Below are 15,950 nucleotides of genomic sequence, written 5' to 3'. Positions count from 1 at the left end.
AAAAATAAAAACTCTTATGCTACAATGGGTAAAGAAAGTTGACGAGGTTATTTATGACTCTTTATCATGATATTTTAAGTAAGATCAAAGAATACGATACTATTATCATCCACCGCCATATGCGGCCAGATCCTGATGCTCTTGGCAGTCAGGTCGGACTACAAAAGCTGCTTCAGTACCATTTCCCAGAAAAAACAATCAAAGCGCCAGGCTACGATGAGCCTAATCTCATGTGGTTGGCGCAAATGAACCAAGTTGCAGACGAAGAATACCAAGAGGCCCTAGTCATCGTCTGTGACACTGCTAATACAGCCCGCATTGACGACCAACGCTACACGACAGGCGACTCCCTCATCAAAATCGACCATCATCCTGATGATGAGGTTTACGGAGATATTTCTCTAGTTGATACAAGCTCTAGCAGTGCCAGTGAGATGATTGCTCTCTTTGCCTTTGAAAATAACTTAGACTTGAGCAAGGAAGCTGCAGAACTCCTCTATGCTGGTATCATTGGCGACACCGGCCGCTTCCTTTATCCTTCTACGAGCGCCCGCACATTCGAAGTAGCTGCCAAGCTTCGCCAGTACGATTTCGACTTATCAACCTTGTCTCGCAAAATGGACTCTATCAGCCGACAAGTAGCTAAACTGCAGGGCTATGTCTATGAGCAGTTGGAAATAGATAAAAATGGGACTGCGCGGGTCATTCTGCCTCAGGAAGTTTTACAAGCCTATCAACTGACCGATGCTGATACAGCAGCCATCGTCGGGGCACCTGGACGAATTGAAGAAGTCGGTCTGTGGGCTATCTTTGTTGAGCAGCCAGATGGTCACTACCGTGTCCGCATGCGCAGCAAGGTTATTCCTATCAACGGTATTGCTAAAAATCATCATGGCGGAGGACATCCACTAGCCAGCGGAGCCAATGCATTTTCTAAAGAAGAAATAGAGCAAATCTACACCGAGATGAAAGAATTGGCAAAAAAGTAAGAAATTAGTCTAAAAGTCTTGTCAAATCAATCAGAATTTGATAAACTATCAAAGTAACTAATCTATGGCTCGCAAAGAGACCATGGCAGAAAGGAAATTTTTGTAAAATGAGAAAAGATATTCATCCAGAATACCGCCCAGTTGTCTTCATGGACACTTCTACCGGCTACCAGTTCCTTAGTGGTTCAACTAAGCGTTCAAACGAAACAGTTGAATTCGAAGGGGAAACTTACCCATTGATCCGTGTAGAAATTTCATCAGACTCACACCCATTCTACACTGGACGTCAAAAGTTCACTCAAGCAGATGGACGTGTGGATCGTTTCAACAAAAAATACGGTCTCAAATAATCATAAGCACCAATCGGTGCTTTTTTTGTACTCAAAAATTTCTTTTCGCCTTTTTTGAACTTTAAAATCTGTGCACAACCGCCACTTTTGCTTCCTAGTTAATTCAACAAAAAAACTCCAAAAGTCAGACGATTAAAATCTAACTTTTGGAGTGTGGTTTATATGCAACCAAAGATTAAGAACACAGATGTTTAAGAATAAAATTCCTTATTCTTATTATTTATAGCTGTAAGCCCAGTAGTAAACACCGTTTCCGTCTACAACTGTCGCTACTGCACCTTCAGTTACGTTAGGATCAAGAAGCAATTCTCTCAGACCGCTGTTAGCCCATTTCTTAACGACAACAGATGGATCTTCATCACGACGTCCAACAAAGCCTGAGCTATCGTATTGACGTGAGATTTCATTTACTTTTGGAAGTGCTTGATTTTGATAAATGTCTTCTGACCAAGTCAACTCTTTCAAGCCTTGAGCTTTACGCTCTTCATTGATTTTAGCGAAAGCTTCTTTAGCTTTTGAAACATAGTCATAGTTTGTATCGTTTGTTGCTTCAACACGGTAAACAAACTTAACATAACCAAATTCTACATCACTGTATTTCTTGTCCTCAACACCACTCTTAAGGTTTGCAATCAAGACATAATCCTTAGCATATGGGTCTTCTTTGGTTTTCTCAAAGATTTCTGGATCTTCGATTTCCCACTCAACCTTAGCATCCCATCCTGCGTTATCAAGGAACTTAGGATTCATCTTTTCGATAACGTAGTTTTTGAACTCTTCAACGTTCTTGAATGGCAGCGGTTGACCTGCTTTAGCAGTTGTCACTAGGTTAGTTGAGTACAATTTCACGCTAGAGTCTTTATCACTGTACATGTATTCATCATCTGCAGTGTTTTCGTGAAGTTTAGGATCAAGAGCTGGATCGTTTGGATCAGTCATACCTTGAAGTTTCCATTTGTCACCAAACCATTTCCAATATGGAGAGTAGCCATTCGCTTCTGAGTCAGATGGTATACGGTAATAATGGGTAGAACCATCAAAGTAATAGTTAGGATCTGACTCAAGAGCCTTGTCACCTGGTTTTCCAGTTGGGTAGATAATTTTTGGAGCTCGTCCATTCGGTGCCCATGTCAAATGTTCCAGACCTTCTGCTGGTTTTTCAACATATGGCGGGATTTGATCTTCACTTGGTTTATCAGTTGTTACCAAGCCAGGAGTCTCTGGTACAGCAGGTGTTGTTGGAGTTTCTGGTTTTGGTTCTGCTGGTTGCTCTGGTTTCGGAGCAAATGGATTGAGATCACCTTCTGCACCGTTAATTGGAGGATTTTCTGGCAAATCAACACTTGGTACCTCTGGTTTTGGTTCTGCTGGTGTAGTAGGCTCATCTGGTTTATCAGTAGGAGCTGGCGTTGGTTGTTCTGGTTCCGCTGGAGTCGGAGTTGGAACTTCTGGTTTTGGTTCTTCCGGCTGACTTGGAGTTGTTGGATTAGTTGCGTTATCAGTAGAATCCTTAACAAATACCCACTTACCATTTTGATAGTAGTAATAGTCGCCATTATCCAATACATAGTAATGATAACCATTTTCATAACGATAATGTGGATCGTTTTCCAGATTGTTATTGGATGTGCTGTTATTGTTAGTATTTGTCAGTGGCTTCCACTCACCATCACGATAGATACGGTAAGAACCATCTGTCATACGGTAGTAATGGTTACCATTCCAGTAAATATAGTTCTCATCATTTGCTAGATTGTTGTAGTTATTCCAACCATTATATCCGTAGTTGTTGCTATAGTTATAATTCCAGTTGTTATAGCCTGGATAATAGTTATTATAACCATAGTCATAATTATAGCCATTGTAACCATAGTTATAGTTATTATAGCCATAATTGTAGTTATTGTAACCATAGTTATAATTATTGTAACCATAGTTGTAATTGTTGTAACGGTAGTTGCGGTTGTTACGGTAATTATAGTTGTTATAACCATAGTTATAATTGTTGTAACCACTATTCCAGTAATTATAACCTGGTTGATAGTAGTTATAGCCATAATCTTGAGCCTGAGCATTATTCGCAACAGCAATTGCTGGAATAATAGCCGCAGCCGCTACAACAGATCTTGATAAGAGTCTGAAACGATTGTTCATATTAATTAAACCTCCAAAGTGACCAACATCACTTTATTTTTTGTGGGGGGAATTTATTTTTTGTGCACAACTTCATAAAAAAGAATTTCACGAAAATACTGTCAGCCGACAGTTGACTACTCCATCATTATCAAACGCAAAAAAACGAATCACTAGTTAGTGAATCCACCTGATTAAAGGTTGCACATAAATGTTTTTATAACATTTGATTTAGAAACAAAGAAGTCAATATGCTTGAAAATACTTTTTTATGCATATCTCACCCTCAAGACGAATTATAGCACAAGAAATTTTTGAATGCAAGCATTTTAGTTAACAAGGTGTAAATTATTTTTATGGGTAATTTTTTATAGTTCGTCTTTTTGTTTATTTTTCTATTTTTTAGCTTTAAATATCTATAAAATCTTATTTTTAATGAACTAAAACAATAGAAAAATGTTTATAATTTGGTTTACATAGTGTAAATTATTTTTATTGTTTATTTATAAAAACTTCTCACCCTCTCATTTCGATTTTTTATTTAAGTTTATTTTAAGCTTATCTTAAGCCTTTTTTAAGCTTATCTTAAGTTTGTTTTAAGAATCAAAGAATCTGTTTATGAATCCCTTTCTTATGGGTTTTTATTTACAGAAATGAATAAGTGTTAAAAAGTAGTAAAAAATACTAGAAGCATTTATTCCAGCTTCTAGTATTTTGAATTTATTAATATTTTAGTTGTTTGATAACTAAGAGGTGGCTATCTTCCTCCCCGACCAAGCTGTGTGGCTCATTGGGCTCCATCGTCAAAAAGGAACCTGCCACTAGCCGCACGGTTTGTTCTCCAGCGGAAAAGCTTACATCTCCCGACAAACAAACAACCGTTACCAGTGCATCAGCACTGTGCTCTGGTACTTCTTTTCCTTTGGCAAGATGAAGATGATGGATGATTCTGCCTTCTTCTTGCACAGGTGTTTCTGCAAAATCATTATTGGGATTGGTAACAAAAAATTTCATTTTCTTCCTCCTTCTAATGGATGATGTGACTACTGATCTTCATAGCCTCCACCAGTAATGCCGAAATATTCTTCTAAAGATTTGCCTGATTGAACAATTTCCTTGGCTTCTTGACCAATATAGCGCAGATGCCAGCTTTCAGGCATATAGCCAGTTGAACCTTCCTTACCCTCTAGATAGCGAACGATAAAACCGTATTTATAGGCGTTGTCTAAAAGCCACTGACTTGCTCCAGCTTCTTGTACGAGATTACCATTCTTGTCAATCAAGTCAAATGCCAAACCAGTCTGGTGCTCGCTGTAGCCTGGCCGAGCTGAATAGCGGTCTGCAGCTGCCTTACCATCCTGATTGACATAATTTTGATAGAGTTCTGTCTGAGTATCATAGCTACGGAAACCACTGTATTGGTCGCTAATTGCATAGCCTTGTGCCTGCATGTCTGCAATCAGTTTGAGCAATTCTGCTTTAGCAGTCGCATTCTCACCTGGGTTATAGGAAGGAGACAAAGGGTAGTGTTTGTTGACAAGAAGAATCTCATCATATTTCCCTTTGACACTGTAGTAGCTACCGTTATAGGAAACATTTTGATCAAGAGTTTTGGCCTCGTGATTTTGCTCCTTTTTAGTATCAGTGCTATCTGAAGATGTTGCCGTATCTTGGCTAGAGTTTTTATCTTTTTCCGCATCTTGTTTCTTAACTGTACTAGTTGAGCTAGCCGCTTGTTTATCAGAGCTATCTCCAGTAGTGTCTTTACCAGACGAACACGCGCCTAGAACAAGAACAGATGCCGCAAGAAAAATTAGTTTACTGTATTTCATTGTCATAATATCAACCTTCTGAAACTTCAAGATTATAGATTACAAAAGAATCCCCGCTAGGTTTCAAGTAATAAGTCTTATTTTTACGATTTACACTATTTGGAGTGTTATCGGTATAGTGGACCGTATAGTCCTCATATGTTGTCACGATATAGGAACCATTTTCTTCCTTGATTTCGCGGATATCCAAAGCTCCTGGCTCATAATAGTTAATTTTCGCTTTCTTAACACCACCACCAGTGGTCCACTCAACCATTTCTCGATATACTGCACTAGAGGTATCGTAGTATTGAGAATAGTTGTTGCTCCTGTTAGAAACAGAGCTAAAAACAGCACTGCGGTAGTCATTAAGGAAAGTAGAGACTTTTGCCTTTTGAGCCTCAACCTTTTTCGCTTCTTCGTTCTTTTCTCTAATTTTAGAAACCACTTCCTTAGGAAGCGATAATTTCACATTCGTGGTATCATCTTCCACAATCACTGTCTCTTTATTGGTAGTAAAGGTAGTATCAAAGATAGTAAACTTGGCATAAATTTCAAGCTCTTGATAAGGAACAAGCTGCAACTCAGGGGTCAAACTGCTACCACTTTCTTTACCATTAACAACGATTTTAATATCTGTTGCTTTTGAAGTTTCAGAAGGCATCGTAATTTTTAGCTGTTTCTTTTCAGACTTGAGATCCAGTTTGATTTCATTATCCTTAGCCGTGGCTAAATCAAGCTGAACCTTACTTTCTACATCTCCAACATCCGTCTTACCTTTGAGAGTAAAGTCTTGTTTGATAAAGTGATATTCACCCAATTCAGTGTCTGTATTTTTCTTAAGAGTAATAGTTTTTTTCTCACCAGGTTTAATGGTAGCATTATCCAAATTTGTATTGACTTTAACTTTGACTGGATAGGAAACCATTTGATATTCCTGGAAAATACCAAATTTCTTACTCTTTTCAGTAACACCTAAAATCTTATTATTATTGTCATCAATATAAGCAGATTTGCCATTTGACTCAACAATGTTATCTAGCTCAGTTTCGAGATTGATTTTTTGGCTCTCTAGGTGCTCAACCAATGCTCTTGCTTCAGCACGCGTCCACTTATCGGATTGAGTAGAAAGAAGACTTGCCACTTCATCGAAGTCTTTACTAGAGACGGCTTTTGCAAAATGGTCTGTGACCACTTTAACTCCAGTTATAGAGTTTAGATAGAAGAAAGCCCCAATCAAAGCGGCAACTAAAAGGGTTGGAGCCCCAATCATGATTGCTTGCTTCTTTGATATTCTCTTTTTAGCCTTTTTTACCGGTTTCTGTGGTAATTGCGAGTCGAGCAGTTCAGACCGAATAGGCAAGTTAGAGAATCCTTGACTCTTAGCTTCTGCAAATTCTTCTTTGGTAGGTTTTCGACCAATATTATTTTCAAAAGCTTGCAGCCAATTCTTACGAAGCTCTTCATATTGGCTAGATTCAAATGAGCTTTGCTTATCATCTTGGTGGGAAGATGGTTGAACCGATTCTTCTGTGACAGAATCTTCAGAAGGTGTCTCCTGAACAATATCTTGATTCTCAGAAGCTTCATCAGTAGTATTTTCTACTGACGAAGTTTCTGTGGTTGCTTCCTCTACTTCGCCTGCAATCTCCTTAATCTTTTTTGGATCAAAGTTAGATTGTTTGCCAGCTTGGAACTCACTTGCAGTTGGTTTTCGACCAATTACTTTTTCAAAGAGATCAACCCATTTTTCTTTTGTTGCCATAAATCTCCTCCAAGATTACATCATTGCGATACTAGCTAGTAGAGAAAAAGCGATGAAAGAGAAGATAATTGTAATCACACCATTGATAATAATGGCCAATAGATATTTATAAAAAGGATCCATAGAGTTGTTTGTCTTGGAATAAATCAAAGCAAAGGTCGCTCCAACTCCAATTAACAAAATTCCAATCCATGTGAATAAAAGGGACAATTGAATGACTCCTAGTAGAGCAAATAGAGCTGAAATAGCAATAAACGGAAGAACTATAGCATACAGTCGGCCGTACCAATCAAAAGCCTTATTAAAGGTAAAACTTCCATCCTGATAGACCAAACGCTTCACAACAAAACCACCTAAAATAATAGAAAAAAGGAAGAGAGCCGCTGCTATCAGGGAAACAAAAAAGACTTTGAAATTAAGAGACGGAACAACATCATACAAACTAAGACTGTATACCCTAAACATATTGATGATACTGTAAACGTTGGAATTTGCGACAATAGCAAAAAAGAACACTGTCAAACCTAGAGATAGGTAGCCATTCACCTTACTGCTCTCAACTTCAGATGTCGGTGATTTCCAAGCTGAAACAAGCCAAGCCCAGAAACCTTTCATTGTTTTAGAAAACTCGCTGGGTTGAGGAGGTTGCTGACTGTAATAAGCCTGTGGTCCTTGTTGAGGTACTTGTGAATTGAACTGTCCTTGCTGCGGGTTGTTCTGATAAGCTTGCGGACCAAAAGACTGAGGCTGTCCAGCAAAGGGGTTCGCTTGCTGAAATCCTTGTTGCTGATAAGCTTGTCCCTGATTAGCAAATTGATTTGAATTTGCTTGTTGCTGAGGAACTTCTTGATATTGTTGAGAAGTCTGCTGAGCAAAAGGCTGTTGGAAATTTTGCGGCTGTTCAAAGCTTGATGAAGCCGGACTAGCTTCACTAGAGGCTTGCTCCGCACTTACCTGTTCAGCTTCAACAAATTCCCCGGCAGCCAATGCTTGGGCAATTTCTTCCTCTGTAGCCGAGCGTCCATTAACGGCCTCAAAATATTCAAGCCAATCTTGTTTTGACATAAAAGATCTCCTATCTATAAATTATTATACTACTATAGTATACAAAAAAAGGGCCGGAAATTCAATCTATTCCGGCATTTGCTCTTCTTAATCGCTTGTCATATCGTCAATTTAGCAGGAAAAGCTTCCACTCCTCCTTCGACATTGGTTACTTGGTAACCCTTAGCTTCCAAAAATTCGCAGGCACGAGCTGAGCGTCCGCCTTTTTGACAGATGATATGGTAGGGGATTTGTTTATCTAATTTTCCATAATTTTCAGGCAGGGTGCTGAGAGGCAGATTCTGAGCCCCAGAGACATGTCCAGCTGTGAATTCGTCCACCTCGCGAACATCAATCAACTGCAGTTCTTCTGCCTGCAATTTGTCATATAAATCTTTCGCACTAATTTTTTGCATCATTTTTCTCCTATTCATTCATAATCACAATTTTTCCAAAACCTGCCGTCCCCTCTATAAAAGCATGAGCTTTAGGCACTTGCTCTAGGGAGAAGACACGCCTTGGTGTAACATTGACCTGATAGCGGTCAATATAGTCAAATAATTCATCCATCAAGTCTTGGCTCACATGAGCAGAGTGAAAACTTGTCAGAAAACTGTTGTTTTTAATTTCTTCAATTGGGTTGAAATCATCCAGCTCCCACTGACCTCCCAAGAGTCCGGTCACACAGATAATCCCCCCCTCAGCGATATGGTCAAAAGAATCCTTGACAGTTGCTGGACCAACCAACTCAAGGATTTTATCAAACTTATCCTCTGTTTCCAGTCGGCCATCCTGGTCTATGATAATATCGTCGTAGGCTTGGTGTTTGAGCAGAAATTGTTTAGAACCGCTATTGACCGAGCCCACGATATGTGTGTCTGGAAACTGTGCCTTGACCAGACGAGCGAAGGCCAAACCGACACCGCTAGTGGCAGCCCGAACCAAAATCTTGTCATTGGGCTCAATGCGCAGATTTTTCATGGAGCCTAGAGCAGTATAATAGGTTTCTGGCACTGCTGCCAGCTCAGTCCAGGTCAGATTGGTCTCAACTGTATAAATTTGATCGTTCGGCAGAAGGACATACTCAGCATAAGAACCGTCAAAAGCTCGCCCCATTTCTCCCATGATGGAAACCACTTTCTGGCCAATCTTTAAATCTGCTCGAGTCGTCTCGGCAACTTGGCCAACACACTCAATGCCTAAAATCCGAGGGAAAGTGACACTAGGCGATAAACCCTCACGAGTAAAAATCTCCGATCGGTTAATCCCAAACCCTCTGACCTTGACCAAGGTCCAGCCTTCTTGAAGTTCTGGAATCGGTCTTTCTTCCAGCAGAAGCTTTTCTGGGCCACCCGCTTCGTAAATGACTATAGCTTTCATCGTTTCCATAGAATCACCTCGCTTTCTACAAAGTTTAGCATTCTAAGCTTAGACTTATCAAAAAATCAGTCAGCTACTCCTGCAAGTTCTAATAGTTCTTTTACAAAATCCATCAGCCGGCTGTTGGAGAATCTCCTGATAGGAAACAAGTTGTTGAATACGTCCTTCATCCAAGTTCAGGATAGAGGGACAAGACTCTAGAAAACGAGTGATACCAATTCGCTAGGTTCGACCACCCGAAAGAGCAGCTAGATATTGCTCCTCTATCACAGCAAAACAGTTAGTTAAAGCTCAAGAACTTGGTAAGAATAACCTAAATCTTGCAAGAATTTAAACAAATCTGTTGTAGAGACAAAGATGGTCTTTTCATTGGTATTAGGATGAAAAGTCATGCGTTCTTCGTCGATGATCTCTTTATCGAAATAAACATGGATGTCCTTCTCCTCATTGTTAAGCAGACCAAAAGGTGATACAGTTCCTGGTGGCAGCTGCATTTTTTCAAAGAGAGAATCTGCTGAAGCCATGCGAATACGGTTGGCTGAAACCAGCTCTTTAAACAAATCCATGTCCAGACTCTTCTTGTCATCCATAATTAGAAGATAATACTGAGTTTTCTTCTTATTGGTCAAGAACATGGACTTGGTCCGAACACCTTCCATGCCTTCAATATACCTATCTGCCTGCTCTGTCGTAAATGCAGGAGGGTGCTCCACCACATCAAAGGTGATCCCCAACTCTTGCAACTTGTTAGCTACTTGTTGATATGCATCCATGCTTCTTACCTCATTTCTCCATGATATTTTTCACCAATTTTTGCAAGTCTGGCACAACCTGCTCTGCAAACCAAGGATTTTTAGCCATCCAGATTTGGTTGCGGGGCGATGGGTGAACCAAAGGAAAAAAGTCAGGCAGGTAATCTTGATAATGCTGAACCGTCTCGGTCAGCTTGATATTTCCTGTTTGATGCAGATAGTATTTCTGTGCATACTGACCAATCAAAATGGTCAGCTCAATATCTGGCAAAAGCTCTAAAATCGGCTGATGCCACTTTTCGGCAAAGCCCTTACGAGGTGGTAAATCTCCAGACTTCCCATGCCCCGGAAAATAAAAATCCATGGGCAAAACCGCAAAATAGCCAGAATGATAAAAAATCTCTTCATCGACACCCAGCCATTCTCTCAGCCGGTCACCACTCTTGTCCTTCCAGTAAAGCCCTGCCTGCTGAGTTTTCAGCCCCGGCGCTTGACCAATAATGTTAATCCGAGCATTTTTTGGTGCCGCAAAAAGTGGCTTGATTCCCTGCTCCGTAAATTCTTGATTTTCTGGATCGGTCATGATGGCTTTGGCAATATCCTCTATTGTTTGCATGACAACTCCTTGCAAAGAAACTCATCCAGCAAGGCCAAACGAGTTCTTCTTTTTTTATTTGATTAGCTCGTAGATAGCCTCCGCGTAAATGGCCGCAGCACGGAAAAGGTCTTCTACATCTGTAAATTCATTGGCTTGGTGCATAGTGTTGACATAGTCTGGGAACATAGCCCCAAAAGCCACACCGCGCTTCAAAAGACGGCCAAAGGTTCCACCACCAATGACTTGCTCATGCCCTTTGAGACCTGTTTGTTTTTCATAAACACTCAAAAGAGTTGCTACCAATTCATCATCTGCTGGAACATAGTGTGGAGTGTGTCCGTGTTCAGACAAGCTCACAGACACAACACCAGTAACTTTTTCAAGACCGGCCTGAATTGTTTTCGGATCAATACCCTGAGGGTAACGGATGTTCAGAGCAATGGTATTGTCAGCCTTGGCACTGTCAAAATGGAAAACACCAGCATTCATGCTGAGAGCACCCATTTTAGCATCTGTATAAGCAATTCCTAACTTCTCACCTGCAAAGTCCTCGTGCAGAACTTGAGCTGCAACTTCCAGATAAGCTTTGGCGTCACCACCAAAGTCAAATTGGTTAAGGAAGAGAGCTAAATAGGTTGCTCCGTTGATACCGTCCTCTGGTGTAGAACCATGAGCTGATTTCCCAATGACTGTCACTTCAAGAGCGTCGCCATTTTCTTTCAGACTAGCTGAAACCTTGTGGGCAGCAGCAAAGTCTTGTAATTTGACATCCAATTCCGCTGCATAAATTGGCGCTGTAAAAATGGCTGTCGCTGATTCTGGCACCATATTCTCACGAAGTCCTCCAGTGAAGCTCTTGAGTTTAAAGCTGCCATCATTACTGTTACCAAAGTGGAGATATTCTGTGATATTCCCTTTTTCACCATTAATGATTGGAAATTCCGCATCTGGTGAGAAACCAAAGTCTGGCTCAGGCAAACCAACATGCTTGAAATAATAGTCCATGTCTTGCCAACCGGATTCCTCGTCTGTCCCCACCACAAAGCGCACGCGCTTAGATACTGGCAAGCCCAAGTCTTTGATGATTTTCAAACCATAGTAACAAGCCATAGTTGGACCTTTATCATCAGACGAACCACGCGCATAAAGCTTACCATCAATAATTTCAGGTTTGTAAGGATCTGTATTCCAGCCACTCCCGGCAGGGACTACATCCATGTGGGCAAAAATCCCAAGTTCTTCCGTACCCTCACCAAAAGTAAAGTGACCAGCATAATTGTCCACATTCTTCGTTTCATAACCATCGCGTTCAGCAATTTCTAAAAACTTATGCAGAGCTTGAACAGGACCAGGTCCAAAAGGATGTTCCTTGTCTGCCTTGGAATCGTCCCGCTCTGAGTTGATTTCTAAAAGACTGAACAAGTCAGCTAAGAGATCTTCTCTTCGTTTTTCAACTTCTGCTTTAAAATCAATTGTCATTATTTCACCTCAATCTATAATTCGATTTAAATCATTTCTATTATGAATTAAATCGTAAATACGTTTATATCAACGTTTCTCGATGATTTCATCAACTGGCAAACGATAACTAGGTTCTAGTTTTTCATTAGTATAACCAACCGTAATTAAGAGTTCCGGACGAAAACGCTCATCAATTTCCAAAACCTCATTAACCTTAGATTTATCGAAACCTAAGATGATGTTAGAGCCGATACCTTGGTCAGTCAGAGCCAGAACAAGATTCATGGCCACCAGACCAGCATTGAGAGATAAATAATCGCTCTTTTGCTGTTCACTATAGCGAGCAAACTCAGCTGGCAGATTTTGCATATAGAATTGGAGCTGCTCATCAGAGAAATTCTTAACTCCAGCAACACGTGCAATCTTGCGAGCCCGCTTGGTCAAATCAGTATCAGTAAAGAGGGCAATGGTCACTGGCGCTTCCTTAATCTGGTCCACATTTCCACCAAAAGCTGTCTCTGCTAGAGCCTGATTCCGCTCCCGCACTACAACGAACTTCCATGGCTGGCTATTGTGAGCACTGGGTGCCAAAGTTGCAATTTCAATGGCTGTGCGAACATCCTTTGGATCCACAGGTTTGTCGTTGAAATGTTTGGTCGCATGACGCTTTTTATTGAGTTCTAGAAATTTCATAAGTCGCATCCTTTTCTTAATATACTAGCTTCATTTTATCATATTTTGTAAGAGTTTGCAGGAGTTTTTTCACTGGGAGAAACTTTACACCGTAACTGTTATGAATATTTTAGGCTTTCTCTCAAATACTCTTTCTTCGATTGATTTTAAATTTTAGGAATAAAAAAAGTAGGTGATAGTCACCTACTTTGTAGATATTACTGAGCTGACGTAAGTGGAGCAAGAGCTTTATAAGCGCCCTCAATCGCCTTCTTCATGGCATCACGTCCTGTTTTCAATTGCTGAGCAAATAAAGCACGATTTTGTTCTGGAACTTCTGTATCATCTGAACCAACACTTGAAAGGGTTTCATTAAATGTCTCTCTTGAAGTTTCCATAGACTGAATTGCTGGTTCTACTTGTTGATTGTATGCTTCTTTCCCAGCCTCTGGTACTTTGCTCCCAATTTCATCAATGTACTTTTTATAATTATCAATCAACTTACTAAAGAGGGCTTTCATGTCACCAATTGTTTTAGCATTGTCGATTTCTTCATCTGTCAAAAGAACAATTTCTGGGATTTCTGCATCTGAACTAGCTGTTTTTGATGAAGTTTCAGAGCTACTTGATTTACTCTTTGAAGTAGATGTTTTTTCTACAGAACTTGAAGCTTTTTCAGAAGAATCTGATGTTGTTTTTCCAGAACATGCTGCTAAAGTTATAACTGATAAAAGCGCTACACTAGCTGTAATAATTTTTCTCATTACTGTCTCCTATTAATAAAGAATAGACATATTATAATATAAAATTATTTTATTGTCAAACATTATAGGCATTATAATAGTCCATCCATTTCTGTTAATTTTTTCCTAATTATTAAAGAAATTCTGCATACACAGTCCTCATATGAGATTTGTCTATTCTAAATCCACCTGTGGCTCTGCTACTTCTGACAAGGATGTTTTCTGCTGGTCTACTGGATTCAACTTCTCCCGCACTGCCTCTGCCACTGCTCGTGGTACGCCGACTTCGACGATTTGGTCGACACTGGCTTCTTTAATCTTGGTTAGAGATTTGAAGTGTTTCATAAGATTCTGCTTGCGTTTTGGTCCCAAACCTTCAATGCCATCTAGCTGCGATGAGAAGGAATTCTTAGACCGGAGCTGGCGGTGGAAGGTAATTGCAAAGCGGTGGACCTCATCTTGGATACGCTGGAGTAGGAAAAACTCCTGCGAATTGCGAGATAATTCTACAACCTGAAGAGGGTCACCAAAGAGCAATTCATGAGTCTGGTGCTTGTCATTTTTTTGCAGTCCAGCGATGGGAATATCCAATCCCAACTGCTCCTGAATCACTTCTTTAGCGACATTGACCTGGCCCTGTCCACCGTCAATGACAATCAGATCAGGCGGAGTCAGTCCATCCCGAATCACCCGACTATAGCGCCGCTTGATGACCTCACGCATACTGGCGTAGTCATCAGGTCCTACGACAGTCTTGATCTTATATTTGCGATAATCCTTCTTGCTTGGTTTACCATTGACAAAGACCACCATAGCCGATACAGGACTGGTCCCCATGATGTTGGAGTTATCAAAAGACTCAATACGAACAGGTGTCGGAATGTTAAGGAGCTGCCCTAGATTCTCAATAGCACCTTGGGTCTTTTCAATAGATTTCTCCAAAAGGTCGAATTTCTGCTGGAGACTGACTCGGGCGTTTTTGATAGCGAGATTGACCAACTGCTTCTTCTCGCCTCGCTGGGGCTTAAGCACCTTGGTATCCACCATGGCTTGGACAGCTTCTTCGTCAATATCTGCCGGAATCAAAATTTCATTGGGCTTGAGGTGGGATTTTTCCTGATAGAACTGGCCAACATAGGTCAAAAAATCCTCATCAGGATCATTGTAATAGGGAAAAAGGTTGACATCACGCTCGATTAGCTTACCCTGGCGGACAAAGAAGACCTGTACACACATCCAGCCCTTATCTACATAGTAACCAAAGACATCCCGATTCTGTAAATCCTTAGCCATAACCCGCTGCTTGGTTCGCAGCGTGCCAATGGACTGAATCAAGTCGCGGTACTCAGCTGCTTTTTCAAACTCCATAGCTTGCGCAGCGCCAGCCATTTTCCCCCGTAAATCCTCAATAATCTGGTCATCTTGTCCTTTGAGAAAAGCCGCGACCTCCTGAGCCAGCTCTTTGAAATACTGGCTGTCTACCTGACAAATAGTGTGGGCCTTGCACTGTCCCAGATGGTAGTAAAAGCAGACCTTTTCAGGCGGATTGGTACACTTACGAAAAGGAAAGAGCCGATCTAAGAGACGCTTGATTTCATTGGCCGCACCAACATCGGGGTAAGGACCAAAATAAAGTCCGCCGTCCTTTTTGACTTGGCGCGTGATAATCAGGCGCGGATAGGTCTCATTGGTAATCTTAATAAAAGGATAGGACTTATCGTCCTTGAGCATGATATTGTACTTGGGCTGGTTTTCCTTGATTAGATTGATTTCCAGAAGCAAAGCCTCAATATTGGACTCGGTGACAATAAACTCAAAATCCTCAATCTCAGAAACCAGAGCCTCCGTCTTGGTATCATGACTGCCACGGAAATAAGAACGGACCCGATTGCGAAGATTCTTAGCTTTGCCGACATAGATAATGGTACCATTTTTGTCTTTGTGAATGTAACAGCCGGGACTGGTCGGCAGCAGTTCCAGCTTTGATTGGATTAGCTTGTTCATAGGTCTATTATAGCAGAAAAGGGAAGCATTCAACAAGTAGACACTAGATTATTAGAAAATCATAAGTTTGATTCCTTCCATAGGTAATGATGATCTATAACCTGTTTTTAAATCTTCTTTCAAGTACCAAAAATCTATTTCAAAAGAAACATGATTCTCTTCATAATAAAGCGTTTTCTAAGTAAAAATCAAGCAAGCGATTGCACAGCCATTTTAATAGGCTTTGATTAAATAAACAGAAATAAAAT

At 40.6% G+C, this 15,950-nt stretch carries 15 protein-coding genes; 2 read left to right on the top strand and 13 right to left on the bottom strand.

The genetic code is table 11. The annotated features are described in order from the left end of the window. Nucleotides 1-53 precede the first annotated feature (53 nt). Nucleotides 54-989 carry a bifunctional oligoribonuclease/PAP phosphatase NrnA gene (locus HMPREF1150_RS01945; protein WP_009660461.1) on the top strand — a complete coding sequence of 312 codons (936 nt, stop codon included), beginning with the start codon at nt 54-56 and terminating at the stop codon, nt 987-989. A 107-nt stretch (nt 990-1,096) separates the two neighbouring features. Continuing rightward, entirely contained in the window at nt 1,097-1,339 is a 243-nt protein-coding gene (locus tag HMPREF1150_RS01950) for a type B 50S ribosomal protein L31 (RefSeq protein ID WP_002895374.1), read from the top strand. Nucleotides 1,340-1,555: 216 nt separating this feature from the next. Here the strand turns inward: HMPREF1150_RS01950 and HMPREF1150_RS0111330 are convergent, their stop codons facing one another. From HMPREF1150_RS0111330 to uvrC, 13 genes are all read right to left on the bottom strand, one after another. After that, a complete protein-coding gene (locus HMPREF1150_RS0111330; protein ID WP_009660367.1) occupies nt 1,556-3,493 on the bottom strand; it encodes a hypothetical protein in 1,938 nt (645 codons plus the stop codon). Nucleotides 3,494-4,195: 702 nt separating this feature from the next. Next, complete coding sequence (locus HMPREF1150_RS01955; RefSeq protein WP_002895366.1) at nt 4,196-4,486, bottom strand: cupin domain-containing protein; 291 nt, start codon at nt 4,484-4,486, stop codon at nt 4,196-4,198. Between the two features lie 29 nt (nt 4,487-4,515). Continuing rightward, nucleotides 4,516-5,304, bottom strand: coding sequence for an LD-carboxypeptidase LdcB/DacB (gene ldcB / locus HMPREF1150_RS01960; protein ID WP_032905784.1), 789 nt, complete (start codon nt 5,302-5,304; stop codon nt 4,516-4,518). Between the two features lie 10 nt (nt 5,305-5,314). After that, a complete protein-coding gene (locus HMPREF1150_RS01965; RefSeq protein ID WP_009660320.1) occupies nt 5,315-7,048 on the bottom strand; it encodes a hypothetical protein in 1,734 nt (577 codons plus the stop codon). 15 nt (nt 7,049-7,063) lie between these two features. Next, entirely contained in the window at nt 7,064-8,113 is a 1,050-nt protein-coding gene (locus tag HMPREF1150_RS01970; protein WP_009660531.1) for a DUF6574 domain-containing protein, read from the bottom strand. A 98-nt stretch (nt 8,114-8,211) separates the two neighbouring features. After that, a complete protein-coding gene (locus HMPREF1150_RS01975) occupies nt 8,212-8,526 on the bottom strand; it encodes a rhodanese-like domain-containing protein (protein ID WP_083842683.1) in 315 nt (104 codons plus the stop codon). Continuing rightward, on the bottom strand, nt 8,519-9,481 hold the full coding sequence (locus HMPREF1150_RS01980; protein WP_009660345.1) for a zinc-binding alcohol dehydrogenase family protein: 963 nt from the start codon (nt 9,479-9,481) through the stop codon (nt 8,519-8,521). Before HMPREF1150_RS01980 ends, HMPREF1150_RS01975 begins: the two co-directional genes overlap by 8 nt. A 275-nt stretch (nt 9,482-9,756) precedes the next feature. Next, a complete protein-coding gene (locus HMPREF1150_RS01985; protein WP_009660430.1) occupies nt 9,757-10,245 on the bottom strand; it encodes a prolyl-tRNA synthetase associated domain-containing protein in 489 nt (162 codons plus the stop codon). A gap of 10 nt (nt 10,246-10,255) precedes the next feature. Further along, the gene (locus tag HMPREF1150_RS01990) at nt 10,256-10,840 is read right to left on the bottom strand and encodes a uracil-DNA glycosylase family protein (RefSeq protein WP_009660471.1); all 585 of its coding nucleotides are present in this window, start codon (nt 10,838-10,840) and stop codon (nt 10,256-10,258) included. Nucleotides 10,841-10,894: 54 nt separating this feature from the next. Next, complete coding sequence (gene pepV / locus HMPREF1150_RS01995; protein WP_009660331.1) at nt 10,895-12,301, bottom strand: dipeptidase PepV; 1,407 nt, start codon at nt 12,299-12,301, stop codon at nt 10,895-10,897. A 69-nt stretch (nt 12,302-12,370) separates the two neighbouring features. Beyond that, a complete protein-coding gene (locus HMPREF1150_RS02000) occupies nt 12,371-12,976 on the bottom strand; it encodes a nitroreductase family protein (RefSeq protein ID WP_009660278.1) in 606 nt (201 codons plus the stop codon). Between the two features lie 197 nt (nt 12,977-13,173). Next, complete coding sequence (locus tag HMPREF1150_RS02005; RefSeq protein ID WP_009660462.1) at nt 13,174-13,719, bottom strand: hypothetical protein; 546 nt, start codon at nt 13,717-13,719, stop codon at nt 13,174-13,176. A 153-nt stretch (nt 13,720-13,872) separates the two neighbouring features. Continuing rightward, nucleotides 13,873-15,702, bottom strand: coding sequence for an excinuclease ABC subunit UvrC (gene uvrC / locus HMPREF1150_RS02010; protein ID WP_009660386.1), 1,830 nt, complete (start codon nt 15,700-15,702; stop codon nt 13,873-13,875). Between the last annotated feature and the right edge of the window lie 248 nt (nt 15,703-15,950).

This window comes from Streptococcus sp. AS14, from assembly GCF_000286495.1.
GTDB lineage: Bacteria > Bacillota > Bacilli > Lactobacillales > Streptococcaceae > Streptococcus > Streptococcus sanguinis_P.
This window is presented reverse-complemented; position numbering and strand designations above follow the sequence as displayed.

Coding starts and splice junctions, on each gene's coding strand:
- HMPREF1150_RS01945 (WP_009660461.1), top strand. CDS start 54: ATGACTCTTTATCATGATATTTTAAGTAAGATCAAAGAATACGATACT.
- HMPREF1150_RS01950 (WP_002895374.1), top strand. CDS start 1,097: ATGAGAAAAGATATTCATCCAGAATACCGCCCAGTTGTCTTCATGGAC.
- HMPREF1150_RS0111330 (WP_009660367.1), bottom strand. CDS start 3,493: ATGAACAATCGTTTCAGACTCTTATCAAGATCTGTTGTAGCGGCTGCG.
- HMPREF1150_RS01955 (WP_002895366.1), bottom strand. CDS start 4,486: ATGAAATTTTTTGTTACCAATCCCAATAATGATTTTGCAGAAACACCT.
- ldcB (WP_032905784.1), bottom strand. CDS start 5,304: ATGAAATACAGTAAACTAATTTTTCTTGCGGCATCTGTTCTTGTTCTA.
- HMPREF1150_RS01965 (WP_009660320.1), bottom strand. CDS start 7,048: ATGGCAACAAAAGAAAAATGGGTTGATCTCTTTGAAAAAGTAATTGGT.
- HMPREF1150_RS01970 (WP_009660531.1), bottom strand. CDS start 8,113: ATGTCAAAACAAGATTGGCTTGAATATTTTGAGGCCGTTAATGGACGC.
- HMPREF1150_RS01975 (WP_083842683.1), bottom strand. CDS start 8,526: ATGAATAGGAGAAAAATGATGCAAAAAATTAGTGCGAAAGATTTATAT.
- HMPREF1150_RS01980 (WP_009660345.1), bottom strand. CDS start 9,481: ATGGAAACGATGAAAGCTATAGTCATTTACGAAGCGGGTGGCCCAGAA.
- HMPREF1150_RS01985 (WP_009660430.1), bottom strand. CDS start 10,245: ATGGATGCATATCAACAAGTAGCTAACAAGTTGCAAGAGTTGGGGATC.
- HMPREF1150_RS01990 (WP_009660471.1), bottom strand. CDS start 10,840: ATGCAAACAATAGAGGATATTGCCAAAGCCATCATGACCGATCCAGAA.
- pepV (WP_009660331.1), bottom strand. CDS start 12,301: ATGACAATTGATTTTAAAGCAGAAGTTGAAAAACGAAGAGAAGATCTC.
- HMPREF1150_RS02000 (WP_009660278.1), bottom strand. CDS start 12,976: ATGAAATTTCTAGAACTCAATAAAAAGCGTCATGCGACCAAACATTTC.
- HMPREF1150_RS02005 (WP_009660462.1), bottom strand. CDS start 13,719: ATGAGAAAAATTATTACAGCTAGTGTAGCGCTTTTATCAGTTATAACT.
- uvrC (WP_009660386.1), bottom strand. CDS start 15,702: ATGAACAAGCTAATCCAATCAAAGCTGGAACTGCTGCCGACCAGTCCC.